This is a genomic window from Actinokineospora spheciospongiae (assembly GCF_003182415.1).
Taxonomy (GTDB): Bacteria; Actinomycetota; Actinomycetes; order Mycobacteriales; family Pseudonocardiaceae; genus Actinokineospora; species Actinokineospora spheciospongiae.
In genome coordinates this window covers 42,538-53,368 of sequence record NZ_QHCP01000010.1, presented here as the reverse complement: position 1 = coordinate 53,368, position 10,831 = coordinate 42,538, and the positions used below count along the sequence as shown (strand labels likewise).

The following is a 10,831-nucleotide window of genomic DNA, read 5'->3' as shown; positions in this document are numbered from 1 at the left end:
GGGTCAGCCCGCCCGGTACCGGCCCGGTGCCTGGGCGGGCACCTCCGCGATCAGCCCGCGCTCCAGCAGGTCCGCGATCGAGTGGGGCAGGACGTACGCGGTGCCCCCGCCCGGCTGGTCGAACCACGGGACCGCCGTCCCGACCAGCGCCCGCAACGGCTCGCGCACCTCGTACGCGTGATATGGATACTCGATCCACTCGGGGACGAGCGAGCGGCGTTCGAAGGGCGTACCCGCGTGGTAGGTCAGGTTCCCGGTGGGTTGGCCGTAGCGATCGATCGTCAATCCGGGCTTGAGGGTTTTGAGGTGCTTGCCGCGGAAGAGCGTCAACGGGGGTTCCCCCAGCAGCGGCTGGATGCCCCATCGGTTCGGGGGCGCGGGCTTGAAGCTGAAGCGCAGCTCCGCGGTCGCATCGGCCTCCGTCTCGCGGATGGCTGCTCGGATCTGCTCGCGCGCGTCCTCGGCGATGTCGGGGCGGTCGGAGAGCGCGCGGAGCAGCGTCAGGGCCGCTGCGTGACAGCCGAGCCCGGCCAGGTCGGCGGCCGCCCTGATCCGCTCAGACACCGGGATGCCGATGCCCGAGAGCACGTCAGACACCTGACGGCCCCACAGCGGGTGCGAGTGCCTGCCCAGTTCGCTGAGCGCGACGCCGTCACCGGTGTGCACCAGCGACCCCAGCAAGAACCGCACCAGGTCCACGGTCGCGCTCGTGCCCGCGACGATCGTGGCCGCCGCGGTCTTCGCCCTGGACTCCTCCCGCAGCGCGTCGAGGGCGTACACGCAGCCCAGCCGCAGGACCAGGGGCACGTAGCCGCTGACCGCGAGCAGCTCCAGCTCCTCGACGCAATCCTCGTCCGCCTTGGCCCGCCGGACCAGGGTGTCCAGCGCGGCCAAGCGCTCGGCGACCGGCGACGTCGCCCGCAGCACCGCGCGCCGCAGGTCCACCGCGGACGGGAGGGCGGGCGGGGGAGCCGCCAACCGGGCGGGCCGGTAGGCCGCGTTGCGGACCAGGGCCAGCGCCGAGGCGGTGCCGCTGTTCGACTGCTTCGGCGTCGGGTAGCCCTTCGACCGCAGCGCGGGCACCAGCTTGCGGAACACCGCGGCGACCGACAGCAACTCCTCCTCGGCGGGATCGCCCGAGCGGAGCAGGGAGATCAGCTCACCGGTGAACGCCGTGTGCCGCTCGCCCTCCGGCGCGACGGCGCTGCGGTTGGCCGGTGCCGAGGCCAGCGTGTAGGTGCCCTCGATCACCAACTGCTGCGCCGGGGTGCCCATGTGCCTGAGCGCGCGCTCGGAGTAGCAGCAGTCGAGCACGAACAACCGGGTCTTCGCCTGGCTGGTCTCGATGGCCCGGACCAACTGGTCGACGTGCAGGGCGGTGAACTCCGGGTAGCTGAGCTTGGTGTTGGCCATGCCCAGCAGCAGCGTCCCGTCGTCGCCGAGCAGGCCGTGCCCGGCGAAGTACACCACCAGCACGTCCTCGGCTTGCGCCGCCAGTTCGGCTATCCGCCAGACGTCGTCCGAGCGCGGGTCGACGAAGCGGTGGCACGCGGCGTCATCCAAGCCACCTAGGTCCGGGTCGGTCAGCACCCGCGCCAGGTCGGTGACGTTCGCCGACACCGCGGGCAGGTCGGCGATGTCGGGGTCCTCGTACGCCGCGGTGCCGATCAGGATGACCCGCGAGGTCGCGGGATCGGGCAGTCGCATGTCAGTGCCCGTCGGCGGCCCGGTTCGCCTCGACCACGAGCGCCGCGAGGCTGTCGGCGTCGGCCTTGATCCGCTTGCCCTCCACCCGCACCGTCCGGTCGGCCACCGTGACCTCCACGGTCACGTCAGACCGCCGGTTGCGCACCCATGCCCCCACCGAGGTGACCAGCACGGTCAACGCGCCACCACCGCCGACCGCCACCGTCAGCGTTTCCACCACGCCGCCCATGGTGGTCGCGGGCACCGTCACCCGGGTGCGGTTCGCGCGCCCCCGCAAGCCCTCCTCGCGGCGCAACCAGTCCAACAAGCCGTCCAGGAGTTCCTCTTCCCCCGGCACAGCGACCAAGACCTCCACCCGCGTCCGCCCCCTCAAGATCGATAGAACTGGGAGTGAGATGGTGCCGGCTGGCACCGGAGCGGCGGGCTCCGGCCCTCGCATGGGGGATGCCACCGGTGGATCGGGCTTCGCGCGGCGCCACTCGGTGCCCGCGCGCGCCCACCCCGCCTCCGCCATCGTGATCGGCCGGTCGGAAGGTTGAGTGCGGTCGTCGCCGGGTACCCACCCGGCGACGTTCCCAGCACGAAAGGCCCACCACATGCCCACCACCGACGTCATCGAGCTGATCCTGGACGACCACCGGCGCTTCGAGGAGCTGTTCCGGGGTCTGCGGGACCGCACCAGCGACCGGGCCAAGCTGCTCGACGAGCTGGCGCACGTGCTCGTCGGGCACGCCGAGGCCGAGGAGTCCGAGGTCTACTCCGCGCTGCGGCGGTACAAGGGCGTCGACGACCACGAGGTGGAGCACGGGGCGGAGGAGCACGCCGAGGGGCACGTGGCCCTGCTGGAGCTGATGGAGGTCGAGGACACCGACTCCGAAGACTGGGACGAGAAGCTCGAAGAGCTGGTCAAGGCCATCAACCACCACGTGGACGAGGAGGAGCGCACCATCCTCAACGACGCGCGCGACAACGTCGCCGACGAGCGGCGGGCCGAACTCGGCACGAAGTTCGTCAGCGTCCGCGACGAGCGCGTCAAGGCCGGGTGCGGTTCGATCGACCACGTCCGCGAGCTGGTCGCGCAGACCAAGCACCGGATCGACTAGAGAGGACAGGCCCGATGATCTTGCGCAGACTGGCGCGCCCGATGCTTGCGGGGATCTTCATCGCAGGCGGTATCAATGTGCTGCGCAACCCCGAGGCGCACGTCGAGGCGGCCAAGCCGGTGCTGGACGGCACCCTGAACAAGGTGGGCGACAAGCTCCCCGAGCAGGTGCCCTCTGACGCGCTGACCCTGGTGCGCATCGACGGCGCGGTGAAGGTCGGCGCGGGTGCCCTGCTCGCGCTGGGCCGATTCCCGAGGCTGTCGGCGCTGCTGCTCTCCGGCAGCCTGGTGCCGACCACGCTGGCCACGCACCGGTTCTGGGAGGAGAAGGACGCGGGCAACCGCCAGCAGCAGCAGATCCACTTCTTGAAGAACGTGGGCCTGCTCGGCGGCCTCCTGCTCGCCTCCGCCGACACCGCGGGCAAGCCCTCGCTGGGCTGGCGCGCGAAGCGGGCGGGCAAGAAGCTCAACAAGACCGCCCACGACTTCGGCGCCTGGACCGCGGACACCACCGACACGGTGGGCGACACGCTCAGCAGCGCCCCGAAGAAGGCCCGCAAGGCCATCGCGGGCGTGCTGCCCGGCTGATCCCGGACACGGCTCCGCTCCCACCGCAGTACTGCGGTGGGAGCGGAGCCGTGTCCGCGACCAGGCCAGAGCGGGCGCCGTCCACGAGGCCCGCGCCGCCACCAAGGTGTCGCACCGCCGCCCATCGGGGGCGATCCCCGCTCGGCCGGAGCGGCGGATCGCGGGGCGGTCAGCCGATGTCGGCGCCGTAGACCCGGGTGACCGCGATCGTGACGAGCACCCGCCGGTCGTCGACCATCGCGGCGCGGTACTCGTCCCAGTCCGGGTGTTCGCCGCCCGAGGCGGCCCGGTACCAGTCCACCAGCGCCTGGACCTCGGGCCCGTGCGGGTCGGTGCTCGGTCCGGTGATCGTGACCGTGCCCTCGGCGGTCGCCCAGGACTTGCCGTCGGTGCTGGTGACCTCCAGTGCCGCGCGCTGGTCGCGGCGCAGGTTCTTCGTCTTCGACAGTCCCTCCCGAGTGGAGATCTGGATGGTTCCCGCCTCCTCGTCGTAGTGGGGCAGCACGGGGGAGAGTTGCGGCAGGCCGTCCACCTTGATCGTGGCGAGGACGCCGAGCTTGCTCGCCACGAGCAGGGCACGGGGGTTGAACGGTGTGGTGGTCATGCTCAGATAGTGGTCACGGGGCGGTGGTTCTATTCCCCGTTCCGGTGCACGGGAGATCACCCCGGTCCTGGTCCGGTGCCAGCGGACTCGGGAACTAGCCTGGGGGGATGACCGACGTTGCCGCGCCCAGCGAGTCCGCGCTCCGCCGAGCCCTGCGCCGGGCCCGCGACGGGGTCACCCTGGACCGGACCGAGGCCGAGGTCCTGCTGCACGCCCGCGGCGGGCACCTCGACGACCTGGTCACCACCGCGTCCCGGGTCCGCGACGCCGGTCTGGAAGCGGTCGGGCGGCCCGGGGTGGTCACCTACTCCAAGAAGGTCTTCATCCCGCTGACCCGCCTGTGCCGCGACCGGTGCCACTACTGCACCTTCGCCACCGTCCCCGGTCGGCTGCCCGCCCCGTTCCTCAGCCCCGACGAGGTGCTGGACATCGCCCGGCGGGGCGCGGCCGTGGGCTGCAAGGAAGCCCTGTTCACCCTGGGCGACCGCCCCGAGGACCGCTGGGACGCCGCCCGCGAGTGGCTGGAGGCGGCCGGGTACCCGGACACGCTGTCCTACGTGCGCGCCATGGCGATCCGGGTGCTGGAGGAGACCGGGCTGCTGCCGCACCTGAACCCCGGCGTGCTGTCCTGGACGGACCTGCAACGGCTCAAGCCGGTGGCCCCGTCAATGGGGATGATGCTGGAGACCACCTCGACGGACCTGTGGGCCAAGCCCGGCGGGCCGCACTACGGTTCGCCGGACAAGGAGCCCGCGGTGCGGTTGCGGGTGCTGGAGGACGCGGGCCGCAGCGCGGTGCCGTTCACCACCGGCATCCTGATCGGCATCGGCGAGACGTTGGCGGACCGGGTGGAGTCGATCTTCGCGATCCGGCAGGCGGCCCGGCGCTACGGCGGTGTCCAAGAGGTCATCGTGCAGAACTTCCGCGCCAAGCCGGACACCGCCATGCGCGGGATGCCCGACGCCGAGGCCGAGGAACTGGCGGCGACCGTCGCGGTGGCGCGGGTCGTGCTCGGCCCCAAGGCGCGCATCCAGGCCCCGCCGAACCTCATCGGCGGCGAGTTCGGCCTGCTGCTGCGCGCGGGCATCGACGACTGGGGCGGGGTGTCCCCGCTGACCCCCGACCACGTCAACCCCGAGCGCCCGTGGCCGCAGATCGAGGCGCTGGCCGAGCAGACCGCGGCGGCCGGGTTCCGGCTGGCCGAGCGGTTGACGATCTACCCCGAGTACGTGCTCAAGGGCGAACCGTGGCTCGACCCCCGGCTGCGCGCGCACGTCGACGCCCTCGCCGACCCCGAAACCGGCCTGGCGGTCGAGGACGCCCCCCTGGTGGGCCGACCCTGGCAGGAGCCGGAGGTCGCGCTCACCGCCTCGGGCCGCACCGACCTGCACACCGCCATCGACACCGAGGGCCGCACCGCCGACCGCCGCGACGACTTCGACTCCGTCTACGGCGACTGGGACGAGCTGCGCACCCAGGTCCACCCGGGCACCGGCCCGGCCACCGGCGGCGGGGGCACGGCCCGCCCCGAGTTCCTGAGCGCCCTGCGCCACGCCGAGCACCACCCGACCGCGCTGTCCGACGAGGACGCGCTGGTCCTGCTCTCAGCCGGTCCGGGCGCCGAGATCGAGGCGCTGGCCGCGCTGGCCGATGGGTTCCGCAGGGAGGCCGTGGGCGACGAGGTCACCTACGTGGTCACGCGGAACATCAACTTCACCAATGTCTGCTACACCGGGTGCCGCTTCTGCGCGTTCGCCCAGCGGCGCACCGACGCCGACGCCTACACGCTGTCGCTGGAGCAGGTGGGCCAGCGCGCCGAGCAGGCGTGGGCCGTGGGCGCGACCGAGGTGTGCATGCAGGGCGGCATCCACCCCGACCTGCCCGGCACCGCGTACTTCGACATCGCCGCCGAGGTCAAGAAGCGCGCCCCCGGCCTGCACGTGCACGCCTTCTCCCCGATGGAGGTCGTCAACGGCGCGGGCCGCACGAACCTGTCCACCCGCGACTGGCTCTCCGCCGCCCGCGACGCCGGGGTGGACTCCCTGCCCGGCACCGCCGCGGAAATCCTCGACGACGAGGTCCGCTGGGTCCTCACCAAGGGCAAGCTCCCCACCTCGGCCTGGGTCGACGTCGTCACCACCGCCCACGACCTGGGCATCCCCACCACCTCGACGATGATGTACGGCCACGTCGACACCCCCGCGCACTGGGTCGCGCACCTCAAGCTGATCGGTTCGCTGCAAGACCGCACCGGGGGGTTCTCCGAGTTCGTGCTGCTGCCGTTCGTGCACACCAACGCGCCGCTCTACCTCGCGGGCATCGCCCGCCCCGGCCCCACCCGCCTGGAGAACCGCGCCGTGCACGCCCTGGCCCGCATCCTGCTGCACGGCCGCATCCGCAACATCCAGACGAGCTGGGTCAAACTCGGCGACGAGGGCGTGGTGGAAGTCCTCAACGGCGGCGTCAACGACCTCGGCGGCACGCTGATGGAGGAGACCATCAGCCGCATGGCGGGCAGCGACAACGGCAGCTACAAGACCATTGCCGACCTGGAGGCCCTGGCCGCCCTCGCGGGCCGCCCCGCCCGCCAGCGCACCACCACCTACGGCGAGGTCCCCGAGGAACGCCGCACCACGGCGCTGGCGCACGACGGCGTGTGGCGGCCGAACCTGCTCCCCGTCGTGGAGACCGGCCCGGGGACCAGCCAGGTCGAGGCGGGCTGAGCCGAACCGCCATGACCCCCGTGGACCAGGACCCGTGCAGCTACTTCACCAGGGTCGACGAGAACCGCTACCGCCCCACCGTCCACACGGGAGGCGCGTGGTCGGTGTCCGAGCAGCACATCAGCCCGCTCATCGGCCTCCTCGTGCACGCCGTCGAGCGCGCGCACCCCGTGGCGGACAAGGCGATTTCCCGCATCGGCGTCGACATCCTCGGCGTGATCGGCATGGACGACTTCGAGGTGCGCACCCGCGTCCTGCGCCCCGGCCGCACGGTCGAACTCGTCGAGTCGACGGCCACGGCGCACGGCCGGTCGGTGGCCGTGGCCCGGATCTGGCGCCTGTCCACAAGCGACACCACGGCGGTGGCGGGGGGCGCCGGCCCGGCCCTGCCCCCGCCGGACGACCTGCCGAGCTGGCCCATCGCCGAGCGCTGGCCCGGCGGCTACATCACCGGGATCGACATGCGCCCGGTCGTCGACCCCACCCCCGGCCACGTCACCACCTGGCTCAGCACCCCGATCACCCTCGTCGACGGCGAACCGGTGTCACCACTGGCGCGCCTGATCGGCCTGGTCGACACCGCCAACGGCATCGCCGTCCGGGTGCCACCGACCGAGTGGGCCTTCCCCAACCTCGACCTGACGATCCACCTGTTCCGCGAACCCGGCGGCGACTGGCTGGGCCTGGACACCTCCGTGGTGTTCGGCGCCGACGGGCGGGGCCTGACCAGCAGCACCCTGCACGACCTGTCCGGCCCGATCGGCCGCGCGGAGCAGGTCCTCACCCTGCGCCCCCGGACCGGCTGACCCCGGCCGCGCCCCACCCGCACCCCCTCGGCTGCCGCCGGGAGGCCGCCGATCCGGTCAGTCGCCGCTCGACCCGGCGGCGGAGCGTTCTCGTCCGGTGATCGGGGGTGGGCTGATCCCGGCCGCGTCCCACGCCATCAGCGCCGCCCCCGCGCGCCCCGCGTCCTGCCCGAGCGCGGCCCGCACCACCGACGGCCGCCGCTGGAAGGTCAGCCGACGGCCCAGCGCCTCGGCCACCGGGCCGGTCAGCGCCGCCCCCGCCTCGGAGAGCCCGCCGCCGAGCACGACCGCCTCCGGGCCGAACAGGGTGCACGCGGTGTGCAGGGCGATCGCCAGGGCCTCGACCATGTCCGCCCACACCCGGCTCGCGGCGGGGTCGTCGGGCAGCAGGGCGCAGATCTCCTCGGCGGTCCGCTCGACGCCGGTCAGCGCCGCGTACCGGCGGGCCAGCGCGGGCGCGGCGGCCAGCGTCTCCAGGCAGCCGACCGTGCCGCAGCCGCAGGTGTCACCCGCCGGGTCGACCACCACGTGCCCGATCTCGCCCGCGTACCCGCCCGCGGCGACCAGCCGCCCGTCGACCAGGCTCGCCGCGGCGATGCCGGTGCCGATGGCGACGAACAGCGCGTTCCGCGCCCCCGCGGCGGCGCCCACGGTGAACTCGGCCAGGCCCCCGGTCCGCACGTCGTGGCCCACCCGCAGCGGCAGCCCGCACGCCGCCGCCAGCTCGTCGCGCAGCGGCAGGTCGGTCCACCCCAGGTTCACCGCCGCCCGCACCACCCCCGTCGCGTCGTCGACGATCCCCGGCACCGCCACCCCGACCCCGACCACGTCGGCGCCCCCGGCCAGCTCCCCGATCAGGTCCGCGATCGGCCCGAGCGCCACCGCCCCGCCGACCCGGCTGCTGGGCCGCCGCAGCGCGCGCAGCGGCGTGAGGTCGGGGGACACCAGGGCCGCCTTGACCGAGGTGCCGCCGACGTCGACCGCCACCACCGCCCGCTCACCCATCCAGACTCCTCGAATCGCGTGAACATGCTCGTGGACGATCCGAATACTGCGTGATCTCGCACCCGATGCCAAGTGTGCGCGATACTGCGGTCCCGATGATCACCGCCGCAGGGAGGACCGTGAACCGCTACGAGCGCCTGAGCGCCCTCCTCGACCTGCTGAGCAACCGGGGGAAGGTCGACGTCGACGCCCTGGCGGCAGACCTGGAGGTCTCCGCCGCCACCATCCGCCGCGACCTCGACCACCTCGCCGAGCAGCAACTCCTCACCCGCACCAGGGGCGGCGCCGTCGCGAACAACGTGGCCTACGACCTGCCCCTGCGCTACAAGACCGCGAGGAACACCTCCCGCAAGGAGCGCATCGGCAGGGCCGCGGCCGCCCTGGTCGAGCGCGGCATGGTCGTCGGCCTCAACGGCGGCACGACCACCACCGAGATCGCCCGCGCCCTTGCCATCCGCCCCGAGGCCTGCCCGCCAGGCGAACCGGCGTTCACGGTCGTCACCAACGCCCTCAACATCGCCAACGAACTCGCGGTCCGCCCCCACGTCAAGATCGTCGTGACCGGTGGTGTGGCCCGCCCCCAGTCCTTCGAGCTGACCGGCCCCCTCGCCACCCGCATCATCGACGAACTCACCCTCGACATCGTCTTCCTCGGCGTGGACGCCATCGACCCGGTCCACGGCGCCTACGCCCACCACGAGGGCGAGGCCAACGTCAACCGCCTGATGGCCACCCGGGCCCGCCGGGTCGTGGTCATCGCCGACAGCACCAAGCTCACCGCCCACGCCTTCGCCCGCATCTGTCCCACCACCACCCTCGACCTCCTCATCACCGACACCGATGCCGACCCCGCGACCCTGGCCGAGTTCGCCGGGGCGGGGCTCCCCGTGCGGACGGTCTGACCCGCCACCCGGGCGTCACACCGCCGCGCGCACCTTGTCCATCGCCGTGCCCACGGTGGCCAGTTCCGCGTCGCTGAGGACGTCGATGACCAGGCGGCGGACTTCGCGGACGTGGTCCGCCGCCGCGGCTCGCAGGGCGGCGGCTCCGCCGGGGGTCAGGGCCGCGTGGACGCCGCGCCGGTCCTGGGGGCAGGGCAGGCGGGTGACCAGGCCCGCTCGGGCCAACCGGTCGACCGTCTGCGACAGGCGGGCGCGGGAGTGGCTCAGGCCCGCGGCGAGTTCGGACATGTGCACCTGGTGGTCGGACAGCTCCGAGAGCCGCACCAGCACCTCGTACTCCGCCAGCGACAGCCCGTGCGCGCCGCGCAGGTGCCGGTCGAGGTGGGTGACGAGGCGGCCCGCGCCGTCGACCAGGGCGCGCCAGGAGCGTTGCTGTTGTGGTTCGAGCCAGGGCGTCATGGGGTCAGCCTAGGCCCACCGGACGACATAGTTGACAGTGCAACTACATGGGTCTACAGTCCGAGTTGGTTAAAGCCTTAACTACTTCGAGCGGCGAGACCTACGGGAAGTGGTCGCATGACTCAGCAACTGTCCGAGGTGGACATCCGACGCGCGGCGGACCGGTTCGCCACGAAGATCAGCTGGTTGGACTCCAAGCACTCCTTCGCCTTCGGCCACCACCGCGACCCGGTGAACACCCACCACGGCCTGCTCCTGGTCAACAACGACGACGTCGTCACCCCCGGCGCCGGGTTCGAGACACATCCCCACCGCGACATGGAAATCGTGACGTGGGTCCTGCGCGGCGCCCTGGTGCACCAGGACTCCGAGGGGCACAACGGCATCATCTACCCGGGCCTGGCCCAGCGGATGAGTGCTGGTCGCGGCATCCTCCACTCGGAGAAGAACGACTCCTGGCGGGTGTCCGGCGGCCCCGAGCACACCGAGCCGGTGCACTTCGTGCAGATGTGGGTCGTGCCGGACGAAGCCGGTGGCAAGCCGGGGTACGAACAACTGGAGATCGACCACGAACTGCTCTCCGGCGGCCTGGTGCCGGTCGCCTCCGGGATGGAGCGGCACGCGGACGCGGCGGCCATCCGCATCGGGCAGAAGCACGCCGCCCTCCACGCCGCGCGCATGGAGCCCGGCGGCGTGGTCACCCTCCCCGAGGCCCCGTACGTGCACCTGTTCGTGCCGGTCGGCTCGGTGACCATGGAGGGCAGCGGCCCGCTGACCACCGGCGACGCCGTGCGGCTCACCGCCTCCGGCGGCCAGCGGTTGACCGCCGGTCCCGAGGGCGCGGAGGTCCTGGTGTGGGAGATGCACGCGGGCCTGCGCCTGGGCTGACCCGCACTCCCGTCGACCCCCAGCCCGATCCGGGGTGGGGGTCGATC

Annotated in this window: 11 protein-coding genes; 6 read left to right on the top strand and 5 right to left on the bottom strand. The window is 72.8% G+C overall.

What is annotated here, in order from left to right; all coding sequences use genetic code 11:
* Positions 1-3: 3 nt before the first annotated feature.
* A complete protein-coding gene (locus tag DFQ13_RS35815) occupies positions 4-1,707 on the bottom strand; it encodes a TNT domain-containing protein (RefSeq protein WP_110081434.1) in 1,704 nt (567 codons plus the stop codon).
* Position 1,708: 1 nt separating this feature from the next.
* Positions 1,709-2,062, bottom strand: coding sequence for an effector-associated constant component EACC1 (locus DFQ13_RS23900; RefSeq protein WP_035279790.1), 354 nt, complete (start codon positions 2,060-2,062; stop codon positions 1,709-1,711).
* A gap of 241 nt (positions 2,063-2,303) precedes the next feature.
* Here DFQ13_RS23900 and DFQ13_RS23895 point away from each other — a divergent pair, with 241 nt between their 5' ends.
* Together DFQ13_RS23895 and DFQ13_RS23890 are read left to right on the top strand one after the other, a co-directional pair.
* Positions 2,304-2,810 (top strand): hemerythrin domain-containing protein, encoded by a 507-nt coding sequence (locus DFQ13_RS23895; protein WP_110081432.1) that lies wholly within the window; start codon positions 2,304-2,306, stop codon positions 2,808-2,810.
* A gap of 14 nt (positions 2,811-2,824) precedes the next feature.
* Positions 2,825-3,397: a DoxX family protein gene (locus DFQ13_RS23890; RefSeq protein WP_035279787.1), complete on the top strand. Its 573-nt coding sequence runs from the start codon at positions 2,825-2,827 to the stop codon at positions 3,395-3,397.
* A 169-nt stretch (positions 3,398-3,566) separates the two neighbouring features.
* Here the strand turns inward: DFQ13_RS23890 and DFQ13_RS23885 are convergent, their stop codons facing one another.
* On the bottom strand, positions 3,567-4,001 hold the full coding sequence (locus DFQ13_RS23885; protein WP_110081431.1) for a PPOX class F420-dependent oxidoreductase: 435 nt from the start codon (positions 3,999-4,001) through the stop codon (positions 3,567-3,569).
* 107 nt (positions 4,002-4,108) lie between these two features.
* Here DFQ13_RS23885 and DFQ13_RS23880 point away from each other — a divergent pair, with 107 nt between their 5' ends.
* Both DFQ13_RS23880 and DFQ13_RS23875 read left to right on the top strand, forming a co-directional pair.
* Positions 4,109-6,724, top strand: a complete 2,616-nt coding sequence (locus DFQ13_RS23880; protein ID WP_110081430.1) for a bifunctional FO biosynthesis protein CofGH — start codon at positions 4,109-4,111, stop codon at positions 6,722-6,724.
* Between the two features lie 11 nt (positions 6,725-6,735).
* On the top strand, positions 6,736-7,530 hold the full coding sequence (locus DFQ13_RS23875; protein WP_110081429.1) for a thioesterase family protein: 795 nt from the start codon (positions 6,736-6,738) through the stop codon (positions 7,528-7,530).
* A 57-nt stretch (positions 7,531-7,587) separates the two neighbouring features.
* Here the strand turns inward: DFQ13_RS23875 and DFQ13_RS23870 are convergent, their stop codons facing one another.
* Positions 7,588-8,535 (bottom strand): ROK family protein, encoded by a 948-nt coding sequence (locus DFQ13_RS23870; protein ID WP_110081428.1) that lies wholly within the window; start codon positions 8,533-8,535, stop codon positions 7,588-7,590.
* Positions 8,536-8,654: 119 nt separating this feature from the next.
* Between DFQ13_RS23870 and DFQ13_RS23865 the strand changes: the two genes are divergently transcribed.
* Positions 8,655-9,437: a DeoR/GlpR family DNA-binding transcription regulator gene (locus DFQ13_RS23865; protein ID WP_110081427.1), complete on the top strand. Its 783-nt coding sequence runs from the start codon at positions 8,655-8,657 to the stop codon at positions 9,435-9,437.
* A 15-nt stretch (positions 9,438-9,452) separates the two neighbouring features.
* On the opposite strand, the gene DFQ13_RS23860 is transcribed toward DFQ13_RS23865, so the two are convergent.
* Complete coding sequence (locus DFQ13_RS23860; RefSeq protein WP_035279781.1) at positions 9,453-9,896, bottom strand: MarR family winged helix-turn-helix transcriptional regulator; 444 nt, start codon at positions 9,894-9,896, stop codon at positions 9,453-9,455.
* A 117-nt stretch (positions 9,897-10,013) separates the two neighbouring features.
* Here DFQ13_RS23860 and DFQ13_RS23855 point away from each other — a divergent pair, with 117 nt between their 5' ends.
* On the top strand, positions 10,014-10,784 hold the full coding sequence (locus DFQ13_RS23855; RefSeq protein ID WP_110081426.1) for a pirin family protein: 771 nt from the start codon (positions 10,014-10,016) through the stop codon (positions 10,782-10,784).
* The last annotated feature ends 47 nt before the right edge of the window (positions 10,785-10,831 follow it).